We start from the raw sequence: 18,733 nt of genomic DNA on the forward strand, positions 1-18,733 counted from the left end.
CGGGTGAGGGTAGACAGGAGCGCTGCACTGGACTCTGCCGTGACATGACGACGCCCGTGTGGGTTCTTGGGGTATGCAGATTCAGAAGGCTCGTGCCGTCATGTCCCACCGTGCGTTCTGCGGGCTTTCGGCCCAGCATCTCGGTGAGTTGATCGCTGAGCTCGCGCCGCGCTGGTACGCACGGTGCGAGTCAGGACGGCAGCAGCGGCGGCCCGGGGGCGGAAGGTCGGCGCCGGGCCGAAGTACGGGCTGGTCTTCACCGACCGGGTCCTGGTGATGCTTGTTCACCTGCGGATTGGGCTGATTCATGAGGCGCTCGGTGTGATCTACGAGGTGGGCTCTTCCACCATCGGGCGGGTGATCGGCGAGATCCGTCGACCCGGCAACCAGCCCAACACCCAGGCTGCCCTGCCGGGCGGGCAGTGCCACGCAGGACTAGGCGGGGCAACCGAAGCCTCGCCCCTTTGCCCGCGGAACCCTGGCCTGGGGAGGCCTCGCACACATCACCCCGTCATCTTCCCTGTACCGAGCGCCGTGCTGCCGCTTGCCCGGAGGAGGCAACTGCCGTAGCGCATGTTTTGCACGAGTGGCTGAGGCGTCCTTGGTGGGTTACAAGCGGGTGCATGGCTGGTCATACTGGAGCATGGGATTCGATCGCCCGTTGGATGAGCGCGATGTAGCCGAGGACCCTCGCTTTGGTACGCGTCGTCGGCTGCAGGAGCTTGCCGCTGCCGCTGACCGGCGGGATATGACCGCAGACGACCGCGAACGCACCGCAGACAAGTGGGAGGACGCCGCAGACGAGCGGGAGGTGCGGCTTGTGGCACGGGAGGTGCGGGTGCAGGAGCAGGCCCGTGCGGCGGGGATGGCAGTCCCCGGCCTGCGGCAGCAGGCGTATGAGACGCTGCAGCCCTCCCATCAACTCCTCGTCGCCAGCCAGCAGCGACTGCAGCGCAGTGAGGCGGCCCTGCGGCGCGCGGATGCGAGCGACGCACGCGAGCAGACGGCCGTCGAGCGGGAGATGACCTTCTCCGCACTACGGCAAGGTGACGAAGCGCCCGCGCACTGCGGACCGCTGCGGCAGTTCACCCTTGCCAACTCCCACCACCTCAACCACACCGTCCGGACCCAGGAATTGCACCGCTACCTGCGCTGGGGCAACCAGAACGCCCGCCACCCCGACGTCCTGGCGGCCCAGCAACGCGAGCGCGCCCGCGTCCGCAGCGAGAGGGGCATCCGCTGGCACGGACGACCACTCACCCAGGCGGCCTGAGCTTCAGGACTCCGACCTTTCAGGCCGCCACCGGTATCGAATGTCTGGCTCCCGTTCCTCGTTGCGGTGACCGTCGGTGCACTCGGCGGCGACAAACCCGTGCCGCTCATAGAAGCGACGTGCCGGCTCGTTGACCTGGAACGTCCACAGCGCGAGCCCCGCCGGACGACGCTGCTTCGCCAGATGCACGAGGCCGCCGCCGATGCCCTGGCCCTGCCAGGGCGGATCGAGATAGAGCTGGTCCAGGTCTTCGCCGTCCAGCACCATCGTCCCGACCACCGACCCGTCGACCGTGGCCACCCACGTCTCCAGGCCGGGCAGGACCACCTCCCGAAACCAGGACCGGACCTCGTCGTCCGTATGAGCCCGACGGACATTCGGAAGCGCCGCAGTGAAGGAACGCAGTCACACCTCGGTCACCGCCGCGGCGTCGGAGCCGACCGCGCGCCGCACGGCAAAGTTATTGATCTCCACAGCGCCGCATGCTCGCAGACAGACAACATGGCCGCATCCGACTTCTCGCGTCGCCCGCCCCGAACGGAACCCGGTGAACCTACGCGGTCAGAACAACTAGTAGTGCTTCGTTAGGTTCTGGCTCGGGTGAGGGGTCGGCCGCAGGTGGTGCAGGTGCCGGTCCAGCAGCGCAGATGGTCCTGGAGGGTGTCGAGGACCTGGTAGAGGGTCAGGCTGTGCTGAGGGCTTTTGGGTTGTAGCGCCGCAGGGTGAGGAAGGCCTGGGCGGCGGTGACGAGGGTGACGTGGTGGTGCCATCCGCGCCAGGTGCGGCCCTCGAAGTGGTCCAGGCCCAGGCCGTGTTTGAGTTCGCGGTAGTCGTGCTCGATGCGCCAGCGCAGTTTCGCCCAGCGCACCAGGTCGGCGACCGGGGTGGTGGCGGGCAGGCTGCTCATCCAGTAGCCGGTCGGCTCCGCGTCCGGGTCCGGCTGCTCGACCAGCAGTGTTTCCAGTGGCAGGACGCCGTCCCACCGATTGCGTCCTTGGGCCTGCTCCTGCGCCCGGCGACGGGCCGCCTTGCCCGAGGGTCGCACCTGCAGCACGGCGAAACGCGAGGTCATCGCGCCTTTGCTGCCCTGACGCCAGGTGACCTCCGCAAAGCAGGCAGTCTGGACGAGACCAGGCAGCGGGTGGGGCCGATCGCGATAGCGGGGCAGGGCGGGCGGTCCCAGACCGCCGTAGTCGGGCTGCCGGGGCTCGGCGGCGGGCGGCCGGGCGATCTCCTTGGCGTCGACGGCCATGACGTAGGGCCAGCCGCGTTCTTGCAGCGCGAGCCGGAAGCCGACACTGCGGCCATAGCCGGCGTCGGCCACCAGCACCGGCACGTGCAGGCCCTGCCCGGCCAGCTGGTCCAGCAGGCCCAGAGCCAGCCGGGTTTTCGGCGCATACCCGACATCATCAGGGACCCCGGCCCGACGACGCCGCTCGGGATCCTCCGCCCACTCCTGGGGCAGGAACAGGTCCCACTGAAGCGGGCAGGAGGCGCGGTCGGTGGCCGCGTGCACACTGACCGCCACCTGGCAGTTGGCCCGTTTACCCAACGCGCCGCAGTACTGCCGGGCCACCCCGACCGACTGGCGCCCGCACTTGGGAAACGACACGTCGTCGATCACCCACACCTCAGGGCGGACCACCTCGCACAACCGCTCGGCAATCCGCCGGCGCACCGGCGCCCAGTCCCACGGGGACTGGCTGACGAACTGCTGCAGTGCCTGCATGTCACCGTCCGGCAGCCGGGCAGCCATCGGCTGGATCGACTTGCGCCGGCCCTCCAGCATCAGCCCCCGCAGATAACACTCACCCTTGGCCCGCTGATCCTTACGCGGCACCGAGGCGAACACATCGGCCACGAACATGTCCAACGCCGCCCGCAGACGGCCCACTTCATAAGCGTCCACCCAACCAACATGCTACTGATCAGACCCATCGGAAAGACCTAACGAAGCATTACTAGGTGCAGGTCCAGGCGGAGCCCGTGCGTCTCGTCCCAGCGGTCCTGTTGGCACTGCTCATACCGCGTGGTGCGGGCGCTCTTGCGGGCGGCGCGGTCGGCGGCCCACGCCACCGCGTCCGGGTCGTCGCGGGCCCGGTAGACGTCCAGGCCCCGCCCGCTCATCAGACCGATGATCCGGTCCCACTCCTCAGCGCGGGCCCGGCGAGCGGCTCGGGCGTCCTCGGACAGCGGGCCGGTTGCCCCGGCAGCGAACGCCAGCTCACGCTCGACCGTCTCCCGCACCTGGGTGAGGGTGAGTCCTTCCGCCTTGCGTCCGATCATGTGGCTTGGAACGAGTCTTCTGGCCCCAGAGGAACGAGTCTTCTGGCCCCGGTTAGCGATCTTCGGGGCCTGGTGTGAACGAGTCGATTGGCTTCACCTGATCCGTGAGAGCCGTGCGCGGCCCTCTTTCTGGCCGCGGTATCAGTTAGGCAGATGCCTGGTGTTGCAGGGTTGGCCTGCGAGCCAGGGCGAAGACCGGCGCTGAACCTCCGTCGGCCCTGTGGGCCGTTGACGGAGTGTGAGCTGGACCGGTCTGATGGGATTCTCGTGATCAGCCACGCTCAGGAAGCGTGGAGCAGACGATCGCCTTAGCCCAGTACGTCCAGTCCAGGACCGCTGGCGAAGGTGTCACACAGCCGTGAGGGAGACGTGACGTGGCTGTCCCATGGGGGCTCTTGATATCCACCGCAGGTGGCGTTGCCGCCACCATCGTGGGTGTCATCGCAGGCGGCATCGTCGGGCGCCGCAGCCAGAACCGGCAGTGGCTTCAGGAGTCGAGGACGGCCGCCTACGAAAAGTTCCTGCGGGCATTCGGCACCGTGGAGATGGAGCTCCGCCATGCGTTCCTCGAAAAGCGCCGGCCTGCCGTCGTCTGGGAACCGTTCAACGCCGCGCTGCAATCGATGTGCCTGGTGGCAAGCCGGGAAGCCGCCACGGCAGCCGAGCAACTCTGCGACATCATCGAGGAGTTCACCATCCTCTTCCATGGCCGTCAGCCGACAGACATCGAAGAGCTCCGGCCGATCCACAGCGGTTTGCACGAGGCGCACTTGAAGTTCGTCAACGCGGCTCGCCGCTCGCTCGATACGTCGCAGGAACACCTTGCCCGGACACTGGGCGGCCCGTCCCCGTGGCACGGGGTCGAATCCTTCTATGCCCGAGGCGACGGACCCGGTGGGGAGTGAATAGCAGAGGATCCAGCATGGGCGCCGAAAGGCACCACCGGCGCCCGCTGGCGGCTCGGTCCGGTTTCCGGATCGCTCGGGGCTCTGGCTGCGCCGCCGCGCGAAGGGGTGGTCAAGAATCCGAGAGCGCTGAGGCTGTTCACGGAGGCCCAGCGCGTGGTGGTCAACTCGCGGTCCGCTGCTGTTCAGCGCTGGCGCGGGTGTGGGCGAGCCGGTAGGAGTCGCTGCCGGTCTCGATGATGTTGCCGCCGAAGGTGAGGCGGTCGACGATGGCTGCGCAGAGCCGGGGGTCGGTGAAGGTCTTGGTCCACGAGGAGAACGACTCGTTGGAGGCGATCGCCATGCTGTTCCTTTCCTCGCGCTCGGTCAGAACCTGGAACAGCAGTTCGGCGCCGCGCCGGTCCAGCTCCATATAGCCCAGCTCGTCGGTACAGAGAAGATCGACCCGTCCGTAGCGGGCGATGGTCTTGGTCAGTACCTTCTCGTCGGCGGCCTCCACGAGTTCGTTGACCAGCTTGGTCGCCAGCACGTACTTGACCCGGAACCCGGCCATCGCGGCTTCGGTGCCCAGCGCGATAGCAGGTGCGACTTGCCGGTTTCTGAGTCGCCGATCAGCCGTCCTCGTCGACCTCGGCATGTGGATCGCCAACACCCGCCGCCGCACCGACCAACGACGCACCGCCCTCGATCAACTCGGCATGCGCTGGTGAACTCCAGCATGTGGTGCTCCGCCCTGCTACCGCTTGCCGGGCTTGCGCGAACGGGAGCGCCCTTCACTCCTCGGGCTTTGCGGCCAGCCAGGCTGCCACCGCCGGATCTGCGGCCAGCTTCGCCGGCAGGTTCCGGACCGATCCCAAGAGCTGCAGTCTGTCGAAGGTGGGTGCAGTTCCTCTGAAGGGAAGGCTGGGCACGGGGACCGCTTATTCAAGGGGCTGTTGGAATGCGAGCACCCGGACCAGCGCGCATCGTATGGCGCTGATGGTCCCTAGCTGCGAAACCAGGCTCGATCGCCTTGAACGTGCAGGAGAAACTGATCTACCGACCCTGTCGGTGACTCCAACGTGAGTTGCTCCTCGATCGGGGCGTATGCCGCGTCGAAAGCCTCCCCAAACTCCTCCGCCTCCAGCAGACGAAGCGTCTCGTCGAACCACGGCTTCACGGCGGTGAACGCGTCGGTGCTGATGAAGCGGCCGTGCAGCCAAGGCCAGTCCATATCGTAAATAGTGATCTCGCCTAGCAGGACATCGCCCTTGTAGAGACGCCAAAGCTCACCCATATCAGCCACACCGCGAGGCTAGCGCGACACACTGACAGCGGTGGCGGATGGCTACCGGACGTGACGCGATGGCCGACTTCTGATCGCGGCTCAGGCGCTGAGTTGGTATCGGTGCTGGTCGGGCGCCGGATAGACGCGCTGGTGCTCGCGCGTGGTGTGGTGACGCCAGTAGGAGTCGAAGTCGCCGTTGTCGATCAACGTGCGAAGCCTGAGGACGGCTTCGGCGCCGGCGAGGCCCCAGCGGGCTCCGGTGATGTCCAGACGATCGCCGATCAAGTGTCGGCATGCGCCCTCGATCGCGCCGGTGGCGATCGGCTGGCCCGCGGCGAGAGCGATGTCGTAGCGGAGCTGGTTGAGGTGGCCGGTCAGGTAGCGGCCACCTCAACGGCCTCTCGCCGGCCGACGCGGAGGCCGGCCTGGTCGGCTTGGGTGGTCATCTCGTGGGCGGCGCGGTCGGCTTGTCCTGCGAGGATCGTAGTGAGAGGGCTGGCGACGCAGGCGTCGGCCTCGGCGGTGCCGGGTTTATGGAAGGCGTGGGCCGCCGTCCAGACGTATTCGGTGACGTGCACGAAGTCGAGAAGCACGTTGATTGTGCAGCCGCGACGGTCGGCTTCGCGCTGGATCAGGTCGAGTTGGTGGCGTGCGCCGTCGACCAGGACGACCCAACTGCGGTGGTGGCCGGGGTCGCGGGCCTCGGCCTGCGCGAACGCGTCCGCGACCTGCGTAGTCGCACCAGCAGGTCTTCGTCCCGGAATGAGGTTGGGGCAGAGGCCGAACAGGCGCTGACGCGGGTGAAGCGACCGCAAGTAGCGACGACTGATCTGACTGACTTGGTCGTGCGAGCGCCCGGCATCGACCTTTACTGGCACGACGATCCGAGCCACGTCTACGTCTTCAACCGCCCATCCGCCCGTCCTGCAGCCGACGCCCAGGAGCAGGAGGATGACAATGTGCCGCGTTTGGTCCTGCCCCACGCCACACGCGACCTCTCCGGGCCAGGGGAGCTTGCGTTCCCACGGGACTGGTCTTTGCCACTTTCGGCAGGCAGAGTGCTCAGGCTTCCCGAGCTCGTCAGCAATGCGTGAGCAGCGGCGGGTTCTTCACACGGCGGTTGCCGGCGGGAACGGCGGCGGGGGGTGGAAGGAGAGGGAGGGTGTACTTGTCCGCGCCCTGGCGTCGTGGCGGTAGACATCAGCAGTGGTGCCTGGCAGTCCTGGGCAAGCTGTGCACCCGCCGGTCGAGGCTTCCCGGAAGTCATGCCCCGCTCGGCAAATGGCTGAAGGAGCCTCGCCGCGGTGTCCGGTAGGTCGCGCTCTGGCGAACGATGCGTTGTCTGTCTCACACTTGTTGTACGGAGCGCCGGGCCGCCCGGCCTCCGGAGGGGGAGGGGGCACGCGTGAGTGCTTCTCGAGAGCTGGCCATCCTGCTGGTCCTGGAAGAACTGGCAGGTCAACAGGAACTGCTGGCCGAGTGGTCAGCCGCTGTGAGACGTGAGATTACCGAGGAAGCGAAAACTGAAGAGACCCAGGAGGAGACCCACGAGCAGGCAGGAGCCGGGGCCGCGCTCAATCTGGGCGCGGGGCGACGGAAGCCGCGGATTCCTCTGACAGACCCCGAGCGTCGCCACTGCTTGGGGCAGCTGAGTTTGCTTGCCACGCTGACCGCGCCGAGTCCCACCGTCGCACCGGACTCTGCCGTGAAGGAGACGCCCCCGGCGCCTCTCACCGTCGAAGGGCTCGACCGAGCCTTCCGCTCTCGACGGACTGCTGACCATCGCAAGTGGCGCGGTACAGGTGTTCACGGGGCTCAATGTGCTGGGTGGTATCGCGGCGATGCTGCATGGCGTGGGACGAGCCGCGGCCCCCGATACCCGGTTCACCGCAACCATGAGCACCGTACGCAAGGCCCTCGCGCCAGACATCACCGTCATCCAGGAGAGCGTGAAGATGATGGCCCCGCTCCCTGACAACGAGCGCTCGGGTCTGCGCGACACCCTCTCCGTCGCCGCCCGCGAAATCACCGGTGTCGACCTCGGCGCACTGAAGCATCAACTCAACGGTCCAGACGAAGGAACCGAGCCGCTGGTTATCGAGGAGCCGCGCCCGCTCCCGCAGGGGCCGACCGTCGCTTCGCAGGCACAACCCCGCCCCGGGCGACGTTTCCGCAGGGTCGCTGAAAGACAGTTCAAGAAACCTGAACTGGACGAACTCCCGGACGAGGAGGATTTGCGCGTAGGCGGGCTAGGCACCTCGCCGCATGTTCAGGAGCCCTCAACCGAGCCGAACCTCCATCAGCAGGGCAGAACCGACCTCGGCGGCTTGGATCTGTGAGCGGCACTCTGCCCATTCTGCGGTGCGGTGCAAGCTGAGAATCTGGCCTCGGTCAGCGGGCCGGTTGCCCCGGCAGCGAACGCCAGCTCACGCTCGACCGTCTGCCGCACCTGGGTGAGGGTGAGTCCTTCCGCTTTGCGTCCGATCATGTCGCGCGCCACGTCCTGGGGTGTCCACATCGCAGGTCTCCTCTGTCACTCCCGGCGGTCCGGGGGCATGGTCACAGACCATGATGGATGCCTCATAGCGTGTCAACTACGGTGAAGGGTTGGCTATTTGGGGGGGGGCGACGGTTTTAGTAGGCTCGCTGAGCCCCGGTCGACGTGGGCGCTGAGGCCAGCCTCAGGGCCCGTGGGGCGCCGGTCGGGGCGCTCGAAACGGTATGAGCGGCGCCCCGCAAGGGGTCACAGTGCGCGGCCTACCTTCTGCGGTGCCTGGCCCGCCAGTCGGCCAGGACGGCCTCCAGCTCGCGGCGCTGGCGACGCTCCCGGTCAAGGACGGCCGCCAGAGCGTCGCGGTCGGTGTACTGGTCGACGACCTCAAGGATCAGGCGGCGCAGGAGGCCGGGATCCAGGGCCTCTACCTCCCACTGCACCCGGTCGGCCGGTTCAAGGCCATGCCGGCGGGCGAAGGCCTGCCACCGCGGATCCGCCGACTTGCCCACGGCCGCGGGCAAGTCGGCGGCGCGGGCCTGATCGACGGTGAGCGCCAGGTGCCAGGTGCGGTCCCAGCATCCCGTACGTTCGATCCAGTCCCGCATCACGTCTTCGCCACTCGCGTCCGCGTCCCCGACGTAGGCCAAAATCTTCGGACGCCGCTCGGTACGGGCACACATCCGCACAGTGCGGATGTAAAACTCACTGCCATACCCGCGAAGAGAGACCGGAGTAATTGTCAAGACCTGCGGATCAGTGAGGTACCGACGAAATGGGCCTCACCAAGTGACGAAACGCAGGCAGGGGCTGGTCGGGCACCGTCAGGATGTGCCTACGTTCGTGCCCTACCGACCCTCGTGGAAGGGAATGCTGGCCCACCTGCGCGGGGACTTCACGCGTTGGAGGTCGCGTTCCTTCAGGTCAACGAAATCCGTCGGTTGTCTGGGACCCTGAGCCTCGCGGCCACCCGGCGTCACGGCATGCCCGCACCGTGATGCCCCGGCTGCACACTGCGGACGGGCTACGTCATCAACTCGATGTGCGGATGCTCGGGCTCCGCCGGGCAGACGAACAGGTGCTGCCGGTAGCCGCTACCTATCTGGACGCCGGTCGCGTTGTAGCCGCGGTGGCCGGGGTACGGTCCAGCACCGGGGTGGGGGTGCGGAGACCAGCTGTCCCCGGCGTCGTCCCCTTCCTCGAACGTGGCGACGGTCATCAGAACCTCCATGCGGGTCCCGCACTCGGAGCAGCGCTGCGGGCTTGGGTCGGTGGAGTCCCAAGCGGGCCAGCCGCCGACCTTCCAGCCGGGTGCGTTGGACAGCACGCAGTCGTAGTACGTGTCCGGGTCCATGTCTTCCTCTGCTGCCTGCGGCACACTCCACTGCTTGAGCTGCTCCCGCAGTTCTTCGCTCAGCTCCAGATGGTCGGGGTACTCGGTGATCTGCTCCGGTTCGAGCACGCACGGGTCCGGCAGATAGCCGTCGAACTGCACCACAGGCGGTTCAGGGGGCGTGTCGAGGATGTCGGTGACGGAGGCTGCGGAGCGCCAGAAGAGCAGGGTCCTGGGCATGATCGGATGATCGAAGGGGCACCACAGAACCTGCAGCAGGTCCTTGCCCTCCGGCGGGCTCAGATCGGGCACATCCCGTACGTACAGCTGCGCGACGGGCAGCATCGCTATGGGGCCGTCGTACGCCTGGACCGCCAGCCTCACCGGATACGTCCGAGGGGGCCGGATCCGCTCGAGAGTCTCCCGTTCCTCCGGAGTCAGGTCCCGGCCGTGCGAGGCGGCGAAGATCCGTCGTTCCAGCCGCAGATCCGCCGGGGACTGGGCTTGGTTGATGCCGTCCACCACATGCGGTTCCTCGCAGTGCGGCCACGGCTCCTCAGCGGGCCACAGCAGCGGCCCGCCGATCGAGCTGCCGTGCCATGTCGGCGCCCCAGGGCGGGGGTGCAGGCGGGTCGCCGTGCGGGCCAACGGGGCCAGTTGGGGAAAGACCGCGGCAACGTCGATCGGCCGTGGCGGAGTGACCGGAGTGACATTCATGGCCGCAATCTTGCCAATCGCTACTGACAACGGCCCTCGTGGCCGCCCCACGAGATGCAACATCCCGCGCACGGCACTTCCAAGAGACAGGCTCTAACCGCCGGTGGGATCCTGCCCACGAAGGCGGGGGAAGTCGTGGTCCAGGGCGAGAACCTCGGACGGTGGGTCACCGCGCAGCGCTACGAATTCGACCAGTTGCGCCCCGCGCAGCAGTTCCTCCTGGGCGTCCTTGGCATCGAGCCGGCCGCGGAGGAGGAGCGGCCGGTGTAGCGGACCCAGGACCACAAGTGGGCCCTCAACCTCGCCGTCGCCCGCCAGTTCCACGCGCGCGAAGGCCACCTCAACGTCCCCCGCAAGCACGTCGAGGCCCTGCCCGTCGACCGTGCCGGACCGGCTGCGACCGGACGCGAAATCACGGTCGAGGACACCGTCCTCGTCGACCTGGGGATGTGGGCGGCGAATGTACGCCGCCGCGCCAACAAATTTAGCGCGGAGCGCCGTGCAGCACTCGACCGACTCGGCATGCGCTGGTGACGCCGCACGCTTGGTCGAAAGAATCGCACCCCTCAGTGACTCGCGCTCGGCCGCGACCTGCTCGCGCCGGCGGACCGGCGCTGGGCGCCGATGCGGGCAAGGGAGACAATTCCGTGCCGGCGAGTTCAGCGACCACGCTGGCGTAGATAATTACCCCGGTCTCAGTGGCGGCGCCCACCACGGCGATGCATCCCTGTACAACCCCGACGACGCTTTCGGCCTTGTCCATGATGTCGGACAGTCCTGAGAGGAACGAAAGTCCTGTGGGGTCGATCTTGTTGACCGGGTCGCCTGCGGCGTAGAGGTACGGGTTTTGTTCCTGACCGCTAGGGTCGGGCTGGGTGAAGCGGCCGATGTTGGTGTCGTAGTAGCGGGCCGCGTAGTGGTAGAGGCCAGTGGCGTCGTGGTAGCCGCCGGCGAATTGATAGGGCTGGGCGACTTTTTCGCTGGTGGTGGCGCGGGTGACGCCGCGGGGGCTGTAGGCGTACGTGTTGACCTTTGCGCCGGCGTCGTCGGCCACGCCGATGACTGAGCCGATGGCGTCGGTGAGGTAGTAGTACGCCTTGCCGCTGCGGGTCATGGAGTTCAATGTGCCCCGGGCTCTCGGACAAATCCCGTGTCGACGCCCGCGGTTGAGGCTCCGGCGAGACCGCTGGGGCCATTGTGGAAGTAGGTGTCGCCCAGGCGGATGCGTTCGCGCTGGTCGGTGGAGGCGTACTGGCCGGGGTAGGCCTTGCCGCCGACCGTGAGGGAGGTGAGCTGGCTCTGGTCCGTCCAGGTCTCCGCCGTGCGGGTGCCCTCCGGGGTGGAGGCGCCGGCGGTCTCGTTGCCCGCCTTGTCGTAGGACCAGTTCGTCGACGAGCCGTTCTTGGCAGTGATCTACTGGGCGTCGTTGATGGTGTAGGTGGAGCCGCCTGGGCACCCGTTGGCGATGCCCTGGCTGGTGAGGTTGCCGGCGAGGTCGTAGCAGTACAGCCAGGACGAGTTGACCGCCGAGCCCTTCTTCTCCTCGGCGAAGGCGAAGCGGCCTGCCCCGTGGTAGGTGTAGGTCGTCTTCATACCCGCGGCGTCGTCCGTCGTGGTGCGGATCTTGTTGCCGTCGGTGGCGGCGGTGGTGCCGTAGCCGTAGGTGTAGGTGAGGTCGACCAGGGTGCCCTGGAGCTGGCGGTCTTGATCGCCTTGGGGCGCATCGAGTTGTCCAGGGTGAACGTCTGCGTGGTGCCGCCCGGATACTTGGTCACCGTCCGCTTGTCATTGCGGTTGTACTCGAACGTCGTCACCCGGCCCTGGGAGTCCTTGAGGGAGGAGAGGGTGTTGACCTCGTTCCAGGTGTAGTCGGTCTTCCCCGCCGGGTCCTGGTAGAAGTCCACGTTGCCCGCCGGCGTGTAAGCGAGCAGGGTCTGGGAGCCGTCCTGCAGGGTGCGGACCGTCTCGCGCTGCAGCGGGTCGAAGGCGTACTTGACGGTGCTGGTGGAGTCGTCGCGCTGGCGCAGGTTGCCGTCGTACCAGTAACGGACCATGTCGTGGGTGGTGGAGACGGTCTTGATGCGGTCGAGGTTGTCGTAGACGAACACCTTCTTGATGCCGCGGCCGTCGGTGAGCGTCTCGGTGCGGCCCAGGCTGTCGTAGGTGTACGTCGTGGCCCCGAGCGGGGACGGCGGCGTCGCCTTGGTGAGGTTGCCCTGGTCGTCGTAGGCGAAGGACGTCTTCACCGTCTTCGACGACGTCATCTTCGTCTCCTGCGCGCAGCGCTGGCCCTCGAAGCCGCCGCAGGTGAGAGTGGCGGGGTTGTAGGTGTAGGAGACGTTGCCGCCGCCGGTACCGGTCTGCGCGACCGACTTGGTGTTGCCCGCCGTGTCATAGGTGAACTGCGTCTTCTCGCCGTCGGCGTTGGTCGAGTCCTTCGGCACGTCACCGCCCGCGATGGTCTGCCAGGCGTTCTGGGTCTTGCCCTTGGTCGGCGTGGTGATCGTCTCGAGGTTGTTGCGGGTGTTGAAGTGGTGCGCCGTGTTGTTGCCGCCGCTGCCGTCGGAGCCGGTGCCCATGGCATCGGTGGCGGTCTCAAGATTGTGGTTCGCGTCGTACTTGGTCGACCGCTTGCGGCCGAGTGCGTCGGTGACGTCGCTGACCTGGCCGTCCCCGTCGTGCTTGTACGACGTCGCGTGTTGCTCGGGGTCAGTGGCCTTCGTGCTTCCGGCCGCGGTCGCTGTGGATGCGGTGTAACTGTAGGTCCAGGTGGGGCCGGTGTGGCCGGAGCCGTTGAAGTCGGTGGCGCGGAGCATGGAGGTGACGCGGTTGGCGTCGTCGTAGGTGAAGACGGTGACGCGGCCCTCCGCGGTGGTGATTTTGGTGATGCGGCCGGAGGAGTCGTGGCCGAAGGTGGTGGTCTTGCCCTCGGCGTCGGTGGTGTGGGCCAGGTCGCCGTCCGTATCGAGGTCGAAGACGGCGGTGCGGCCGGAGTCGTCCTTGGCCTGCCACTGCGAGGCGTCTGTCTCGAGCAGGTCGATCCAGCGGCCCGAGCGGGTCTCGGTCAGCTTGAAACCCCTGTCGCCGCCCTTGCCGTGCGAGGTGACGGTGATCGTGCCCTTGTTGCGGTCGGTGACCTTGGTCAGGCTGCCGCCCGCGTCATAGGTGTCCTTCGCGCCCGTCTTCCAGTTGGTGAGGGTGTAGGTGCCGTCCGCGTTCTTCTTCAGGTCCTTGGAGTAGCCCTTGGGCGTGGTGAACGTGCCGTCGCTGTTCTTGGTGAACCGCACGCTGTCGCCGGAGGCGTCGTACAGGACGACCTCGCTGTCGAAGAACTGCAGTTAGCGCTCGTACTGCTGCCACCACCGCTGAGACACCCTGTCCCAGGGCGCGCCGAGACTGTTGTAGGTACGCGCCAGGGTCAGCTCCTGGCCGACGCCGGCGATGGAGAAGTCGGTGGCCGCGAGCATGAGGTTGCCGGTCGAAAAGTCGATCCGGGCGGTCAGCGCGTCTGTGATCGCGAAGTCGCTGATCCGGTGCCAGGGCACCGCGCCCTGCCCCTCGGGCACATACGTCAGCAGCGACGGTGCGGCGGTACGGGCCGCCGCCGAATCATCACCGTCCACCCGCTGCCTCTGCGCCGCGCGCCAGGCCGCAACCTCGTGGGACGGGGCGCGCTCCGCCTCGGATGGGATCGTTTTGTTCGGGCCGACCTGCGCCTTCGGCATGGAGAACGACGGGGCGTCCTTGCTTCACGCCGAGGATGGGTCATCCGCGGCGGTAGCGCCGGTGGCCGCGGGCAGCAGCGCCACGGTCAGCGCGCCGGACGCGAACATCGCCAGCGCGGCCGTCCGGGATCTGTTGCGGGCACGCGAGAACCGCGCACCTATGGTGCGTTACATCAAGACTTCCCCCCACAGGAAGACTTCGTGTCCCCAGCGGCCACGAAGGGCACACACGTTCACACGAGAACCCCACAGAACGGCGCGCGCTGCCCCCGAAATACTTCTTCATGCGGCCTGGAACAAGCCCCTCCCCTACTGGTGCCCATAACAGTGCAAATGGCACGTACGCGGGCGCGTCTCGTTCGAACACTGTTCGCCGCACGCACAAGGGCGACGGAAGGACGACGGAAAACCTACGGCTGTGAACTGGACGCACCCGAGGCCGGGATGGTCTGGGAGCCTGGCGAGGAAGCGCGGGAGAACAAGCTCGCCGCTCTCCGGTCCTACCCGCACGCCACCGGCCACCACCTTGCACCCCGCCAAACGCGGTATGAGCGAGGGCAAGGTGGCGGTGCCCATCAGCCAGCATCTGGCGAACCTGCGCCGGAAGGGCGGCTGGGGAAGGACGCCGAGCGGGCGGTGAAGCGGGCGAAGCAGCTGACCGCGATCGCCCCGGACTGGAACTGCCCATGGCCGCCGGGCCGACAACGGCACCACCACGTCCTCGCGGACCTGGGCCGACGCCGACGGCATCCTGCAGACCATCCACCCCGGGATGCTGTTCGAGGGCGACAACCTGGGCCCACAGCTCACCCACCCCTCGAGACCACCGCGCTTTCGGGGGACGGCCCAACTCTGTTGCCGAATACGGCTGTCGCTGGACAGCCCGATCTGTGTCGGGTACGTCGTTTCGAAGACGCGCCCCCTGGGGGACGGGACGCGCTCGGCGGCCTCTCCCGGTCGTCAGCACTGAACCAACCCCAGGTTTCCTACACAGCTGCCCTGCACCCACCGGTGACAACACCCGCCCGCGCACGTCCGCCTGACCTACCGCACCGCGGCCCGGTTCTTGCGCGCCACCCACACCTGCACGGCTCATTCCCGGCCATTGCCAGTACGCGCGCTGCTAAGCGCGGGGCGGCAGATCGATTCGCGAGCGCAGGTAGGCCAGCCCCGAACTGCCGCCCGTTCCTCCCTGGTCGCCGATCATCCGCTCGACGAGCAGCAGGTGCCGTGTCCGCCAGCGGGTCACCGCAGCCCGCAGAGCCTGCAGTTCCTGCGACCGTTCCCATGGATCCTGTGGCTTCGCGTATCGGTGTGCTGCTTCACTTCGGGCAGTGCCGTCTGCGTCCTGTGGTGGCTCCGGCAGCCAGTCGGCGGCGGCGGCGATCTGCTCGAACAGTTCGCGGAACTGGCTCGACTGGGCTCCGCTGGCGTTGTCCAGCAGCGGGCGGAACGCGGCGAAGCTCTCCGGTCTGAGGTGTTCCAGCAGGGCAAGGTGCGCCTCGAGGATGTCCATGACGGCCGTGACCCGGCGCAGGGCGGTGGCCGCGGTGGCATGTTGGTGGCAGCTTTCCTGCTGCGATGCCCTGGCCAGGTCCGCCAGTGCCTGGCCGGCGAGCACTTCGGCGGACTGGTGCACGGTGATGAAGAAGCGCTCGTCCGCCCACTGCCCGGCCTCGCCGGGCGGGGTGCGGGGGTGCTGCAGCTTCAGGAGATCGGGAAGTCGCAGGTAGCAGGCGTAGGGCGTCTCCATGGTGCTGATGATGACCGCCGCGAGTGATCGTCTGCACGCTTCCGCCCCAGTGGATGCCGGTATCACCTGATCAGCTCTCTTGCCCGTCTACAAGGGCGGGGAGCCTAGCTGTGCGCCGGCGTTCCGTGCCCGGCGCGGATGCCCCCGGCCCGGATGTCCTCTGGCCCGGATGTCCCCCTGGCAAGGGAAGTCGCAAGGAGCACGATGAGTAAATCCAGCACCATCTCCGCCCGCACGTTGACGGTGGGTGTGGCCGTCGCGCGTACGGGGCGGCTGGCGCAGCTGGGGGACCCGCTGGAGGTCACCAGGGCGCTGCTGGAGCCGAAGCTGGCGGGGCGGGGGCCGGGTCCCGCATCCGGCTGGTTTCCCGGGGCACCCGTTCCTGCGCCGAGGGCGCCCGGCAGGCGGTGGCCGAACTCGTCCGCGACGAGGACGCCCAGATCATTCTGATGCTGGCCGGCACCCAGGTTCTGCCGGCCGTCGCCGATGCCTGCGAAGCCATCGGCACGCCCTGTCTGTCGAGCGCCTTCCCCTGGCAGGTGTACTACTACGGGCGCGGCGCGGACGAGAAGCGCCCCTTCTCCTGGACGTACCGCTGGGGCCTGGACGACATCGCCGAGATCTTCGCTGATCTGTGGGAGCGCATGGACGATGCGCGGCGGCCGGTGGGCTGTCTGTGGAATGACGGCCCGCAGGGCACCTGGTCGCGCCATCCGCAGCACGGCTTCGCCCCGGCGGCCCGCGCCCGGGGCCATCATCTGGTGGACCCGGCGCCCTACCGGGAAGGCGCCGGCGACCTTGACCGGCACGTGCGGGCGTTCGCCGACGCGGGCGTCGGCATCGTCACCAGCGCGGCCACGGGTCAGGACTTGGGGCTGTTGCGCGCCCGTGCGAGGGAAGCCAGCTGCCACCCTCGTCTGATCACCTGCTCACGGTGGCCGGCCTACCCGCCGGCGGTCACCCGTGCCGGAGAGCTGCCGGCGCACGCCGACGTGGCGACGCTGGCCTAATGGACACCGGCCCACCCCTACGCCTCGTCGCTGGAAACGTTGAGCGCGGCCGGCCTGGCCGAACTGTACGATCAGCGCACCAAACGCCAGTGGCTGCAGCCGCTCGGACTGCCTATGCCCTCTTCGAGGTCGCCGTGCACGCACTGAACACCGCCGAGGACCCCACCGACCGCCGCGCCGTCGCCGCCGCCCTGGGCCGCGCCCGGATGTCGACCATGGCCGGTGTCCTGGACTGGACCTGCGGCCCCGTCCCCAACGTCGCCACCGTCGCGCTGGCCGGTGGACAGCGGCAGCCCGGCAGCCGCCACGACTACGAACTGACCGTCGTCAGCAGCACACACCGCCGATGTGCCCGTGGGCGGCGACCTCGTTGTCACGGGAACGGCCTGGGCCGCGAAGGCGAGGTGCGCGCCGGCGAACAGGGGAGGTGGGGTGCATGGATCTGAGCGCGGTGGAGGAGTGCGTCGACGGGCGAAGCCGCCTGCCGTGGCGGGCGGGGGATACCTGGCGGGCGGCACCGCGCTGTACGCCGAACCCAGGCCCGGGCTGCGGCGGCTGCGTGACGTGACGGCCTGCGGCTGGCCGCCGCTGACGGTGACCGCGGACGGCATTGCCGGGGCGGCCACCTGCACCATCACCGAACTGCTGGCCTTCGCCGAGGCCGCGCAGGGGCCACGGCCGACCAGACGCCGCCTCATCGCGCGCTGCTGCCGGGCGTTCTCCTCCTCCTTAAAGGTGTGGAACACCGCGACGGTCGGCGGCAACCTGTGCGCGGCCCTGCCCGCCGCCCCCATGGTCTCGCTGGCCGTGGCGTTGCGCGGCACATGCCGCGTGCGCGATCTCGGCGGACGCGAACGCGATGTACCCGCGGCCGACTTCGTGACCGCCCGGTTGTGCGCGGCCGGGGCGATCCCGAGGAGGCTGGCGCAGCGTCACTTCTTTCTGCCCGTGGTCTGGGCGGGAGTGGTGGGCGCGGGCAGCGTCGTGGTGCCCGCGACGATGTCCCGGGCCAGTTCGGCAAGGCGCAGGTGATGGTGGCGGGCGTGGGCGCGCAGTTGGTGGAAGGCGGAGTCGGGGTCGGTCTGGTGGCTGGCGACGAGGAATCCTTTGGCCTGTTCGATGATGGTGCGGCTGTCGAGGGCCTGTTGGAGCTGGGCGTGGACGGTGCGGTGCTGTTCGAGGGTGGTCTGCTGCACCAGGGAGATGGCGGTGGCGTCCGCCAGGGCCCGGGCCAGTTGCTGGTCAGGCTCGGGCAGGGGGCCTTGGGTGCGGCGGAAGAGGTTGAGGACGCCCAGGGTGTCCTCGCGCAGCCGGATCGGGGTGGCGTGCACGGCGCAGTAGCCTGCCTGGTGGGCGCGGGCGCTGAAGCGCGGCCATCGTGGGGTGGCGGTGGACAGATGGGTGTGGTGGATCGTCGCGCCCTGGTGGAAGGCGGTGAAGCAGGGGCCCTCCTGGGCGTCCAGCTCGAAGAGTTCGACCAGGCGCACGCGTTCGGAGGAGGCGGCGACCAGACGCAGCGGTTCTTTCGGGGCGGCGAGCATCACCCCGGCGTCACCGATGTCCAGCAGGTCCATGCAGTGTTCGGTGACGCGGTAGAGGAAGTCGGCGGGGTCGAAATCGGCGACGAGTGTGTCGGCCAGATCGATCAGCGCGGCGGACACCCGCATGACGTGCGAGAGGCTGGGGGAATTGGGGTCCCGGGGTTCGGGTTCGCTCGGCGCGGGAGCAGGCATGGACAGGCCTCCGGTCCTGAGAGGTCAGCGCCAGGGGCCGGAAGCACGCTACGGGGTCAGGGTCGGACACCACCCGCACCGAGGCTGAATGTTTTCAACGTACCCCCGCGCACCAGGGAGGTCTGCCCCTTTCCGGGAGGTGTGACAATGGCGGGCGGCACCGCATGCCCAGCCCCGGCGGCTTCCCCGGGGACCGGCTGCCGCCGTCCCGCTCCGGTCATTGCACGGCACGATTGCTGC

General features: G+C 68.2%; 19 protein-coding genes and 4 pseudogenes. 9 read left to right on the plus strand and 14 right to left on the minus strand.

All coding sequences use genetic code 11. The annotated features are described in order from the left end of the window. Nucleotides 1-183 precede the first annotated feature (183 nt). The gene (locus tag ACIRF8_RS35650) at nucleotides 184-570 is read left to right on the plus strand and encodes a transposase family protein (RefSeq protein WP_404222050.1); all 387 of its coding nucleotides are present in this window, start codon (nucleotides 184-186) and stop codon (nucleotides 568-570) included. Nucleotides 571-1,060: 490 nt separating this feature from the next. Then, nucleotides 1,061-1,273: pseudogene (locus ACIRF8_RS35655) on the plus strand (IS630 family transposase); the annotation flags it as partial. 3 nt (nucleotides 1,274-1,276) lie between these two features. Here the strand turns inward: ACIRF8_RS35655 and ACIRF8_RS35660 are convergent. The 3 genes from ACIRF8_RS35660 to ACIRF8_RS35670 form a co-directional block, all read right to left on the minus strand. Next, a complete protein-coding gene (locus ACIRF8_RS35660) occupies nucleotides 1,277-1,678 on the minus strand; it encodes a GNAT family N-acetyltransferase (protein WP_404222125.1) in 402 nt (133 codons plus the stop codon). Between the two features lie 277 nt (nucleotides 1,679-1,955). Further along, nucleotides 1,956-3,182: an IS701 family transposase gene (locus ACIRF8_RS35665; RefSeq protein WP_404222052.1), complete on the minus strand. Its 1,227-nt coding sequence runs from the start codon at nucleotides 3,180-3,182 to the stop codon at nucleotides 1,956-1,958. A 38-nt stretch (nucleotides 3,183-3,220) separates the two neighbouring features. Then, nucleotides 3,221-3,559 (minus strand): hypothetical protein, encoded by a 339-nt coding sequence (locus tag ACIRF8_RS35670; RefSeq protein ID WP_404222054.1) that lies wholly within the window; start codon nucleotides 3,557-3,559, stop codon nucleotides 3,221-3,223. A 395-nt stretch (nucleotides 3,560-3,954) separates the two neighbouring features. Here ACIRF8_RS35670 and ACIRF8_RS35675 point away from each other — a divergent pair, with 395 nt between their 5' ends. Beyond that, nucleotides 3,955-4,464, plus strand: a complete 510-nt coding sequence (locus ACIRF8_RS35675) for a hypothetical protein (protein WP_404222057.1) — start codon at nucleotides 3,955-3,957, stop codon at nucleotides 4,462-4,464. A 163-nt stretch (nucleotides 4,465-4,627) separates the two neighbouring features. Here the strand turns inward: ACIRF8_RS35675 and ACIRF8_RS35680 are convergent. From ACIRF8_RS35680 to ACIRF8_RS35690, 3 genes and pseudogenes are all read right to left on the minus strand, one after another. Continuing rightward, nucleotides 4,628-5,079: pseudogene (locus tag ACIRF8_RS35680) on the minus strand (ATP-binding protein); the annotation flags it as partial. 370 nt (nucleotides 5,080-5,449) lie between these two features. Next, nucleotides 5,450-5,740: a hypothetical protein gene (locus ACIRF8_RS35685; RefSeq protein ID WP_404222128.1), complete on the minus strand. Its 291-nt coding sequence runs from the start codon at nucleotides 5,738-5,740 to the stop codon at nucleotides 5,450-5,452. A gap of 90 nt (nucleotides 5,741-5,830) precedes the next feature. Next, nucleotides 5,831-6,628 (minus strand): annotated as a pseudogene (locus ACIRF8_RS35690) (ISKra4 family transposase); the annotation flags it as partial. A 905-nt stretch (nucleotides 6,629-7,533) separates the two neighbouring features. On the opposite strand from ACIRF8_RS35690, the gene ACIRF8_RS35695 reads away from it, so the two are divergent. After that, entirely contained in the window at nucleotides 7,534-8,070 is a 537-nt protein-coding gene (locus ACIRF8_RS35695) for a hypothetical protein (protein ID WP_404222060.1), read from the plus strand. A 418-nt stretch (nucleotides 8,071-8,488) separates the two neighbouring features. Here ACIRF8_RS35695 and ACIRF8_RS35700 read toward each other — a convergent pair whose 3' ends face one another. Both ACIRF8_RS35700 and ACIRF8_RS35705 read right to left on the minus strand, forming a co-directional pair. Further along, nucleotides 8,489-8,905: a hypothetical protein gene (locus tag ACIRF8_RS35700; RefSeq protein ID WP_404222062.1), complete on the minus strand. Its 417-nt coding sequence runs from the start codon at nucleotides 8,903-8,905 to the stop codon at nucleotides 8,489-8,491. Nucleotides 8,906-9,246: 341 nt separating this feature from the next. After that, nucleotides 9,247-10,272: a hypothetical protein gene (locus ACIRF8_RS35705; RefSeq protein WP_404222064.1), complete on the minus strand. Its 1,026-nt coding sequence runs from the start codon at nucleotides 10,270-10,272 to the stop codon at nucleotides 9,247-9,249. Between the two features lie 135 nt (nucleotides 10,273-10,407). Between ACIRF8_RS35705 and ACIRF8_RS35710 the strand changes: the two genes are divergently transcribed. Together ACIRF8_RS35710 and ACIRF8_RS35715 are read left to right on the plus strand one after the other, a co-directional pair. Then, nucleotides 10,408-10,542, plus strand: a complete 135-nt coding sequence (locus tag ACIRF8_RS35710; RefSeq protein WP_404222066.1) for a hypothetical protein — start codon at nucleotides 10,408-10,410, stop codon at nucleotides 10,540-10,542. Between the two features lie 66 nt (nucleotides 10,543-10,608). After that, a pseudogene (locus tag ACIRF8_RS35715) lies at nucleotides 10,609-10,806 on the plus strand (hypothetical protein); the annotation flags it as partial. Here the strand turns inward: ACIRF8_RS35715 and ACIRF8_RS35720 are convergent. The 5 genes from ACIRF8_RS35720 to ACIRF8_RS35740 form a co-directional block, all read right to left on the minus strand. Then, a complete protein-coding gene (locus ACIRF8_RS35720) occupies nucleotides 10,757-11,386 on the minus strand; it encodes an RHS repeat-associated core domain-containing protein (RefSeq protein WP_404222069.1) in 630 nt (209 codons plus the stop codon). The pseudogene ACIRF8_RS35715 and the gene ACIRF8_RS35720 overlap by 50 nt on opposite strands. 299 nt (nucleotides 11,387-11,685) lie before the next feature. Beyond that, entirely contained in the window at nucleotides 11,686-11,865 is a 180-nt protein-coding gene (locus ACIRF8_RS35725) for a hypothetical protein (protein ID WP_404222071.1), read from the minus strand. Next, nucleotides 11,862-13,559 (minus strand): hypothetical protein, encoded by a 1,698-nt coding sequence (locus ACIRF8_RS35730; protein ID WP_404222074.1) that lies wholly within the window; start codon nucleotides 13,557-13,559, stop codon nucleotides 11,862-11,864. The genes ACIRF8_RS35725 and ACIRF8_RS35730 overlap by 4 nt, the downstream gene beginning before the upstream one ends. Nucleotides 13,560-13,610: 51 nt before the next feature. Next, complete coding sequence (locus tag ACIRF8_RS35735; protein ID WP_404222076.1) at nucleotides 13,611-13,997, minus strand: DUF6531 domain-containing protein; 387 nt, start codon at nucleotides 13,995-13,997, stop codon at nucleotides 13,611-13,613. A gap of 1,123 nt (nucleotides 13,998-15,120) precedes the next feature. Continuing rightward, nucleotides 15,121-15,750 carry a tryptophan 2,3-dioxygenase family protein gene (locus ACIRF8_RS35740; RefSeq protein WP_404222078.1) on the minus strand — a complete coding sequence of 210 codons (630 nt, stop codon included), beginning with the start codon at nucleotides 15,748-15,750 and terminating at the stop codon, nucleotides 15,121-15,123. Nucleotides 15,751-16,109: 359 nt separating this feature from the next. Here ACIRF8_RS35740 and ACIRF8_RS35745 point away from each other — a divergent pair, with 359 nt between their 5' ends. The 3 genes from ACIRF8_RS35745 to ACIRF8_RS35755 all read left to right on the plus strand — a co-directional run bounded on the left by ACIRF8_RS35745 (nucleotide 16,110) and on the right by ACIRF8_RS35755 (nucleotide 17,792). Beyond that, on the plus strand, nucleotides 16,110-16,760 hold the full coding sequence (locus tag ACIRF8_RS35745; RefSeq protein WP_404222130.1) for an ABC transporter substrate-binding protein: 651 nt from the start codon (nucleotides 16,110-16,112) through the stop codon (nucleotides 16,758-16,760). Between the two features lie 89 nt (nucleotides 16,761-16,849). Then, nucleotides 16,850-17,206 (plus strand): hypothetical protein, encoded by a 357-nt coding sequence (locus tag ACIRF8_RS35750; protein WP_404222080.1) that lies wholly within the window; start codon nucleotides 16,850-16,852, stop codon nucleotides 17,204-17,206. 40 nt (nucleotides 17,207-17,246) lie between these two features. Then, entirely contained in the window at nucleotides 17,247-17,792 is a 546-nt protein-coding gene (locus ACIRF8_RS35755; RefSeq protein ID WP_404222082.1) for an FAD binding domain-containing protein, read from the plus strand. Here the strand turns inward: ACIRF8_RS35755 and ACIRF8_RS35760 are convergent. Beyond that, entirely contained in the window at nucleotides 17,693-18,493 is an 801-nt protein-coding gene (locus ACIRF8_RS35760; RefSeq protein WP_404222084.1) for a GAF and ANTAR domain-containing protein, read from the minus strand. The two genes, ACIRF8_RS35755 and ACIRF8_RS35760, sit on opposite strands and share 100 nt — an antisense overlap. Nucleotides 18,494-18,733: the final 240 nt, after the last annotated feature.

This window comes from Streptomyces sp. NPDC102406 (assembly GCF_044765725.1).
In the GTDB taxonomy this organism is placed as follows: Bacteria; Actinomycetota; Actinomycetes; order Streptomycetales; family Streptomycetaceae; genus Streptomyces.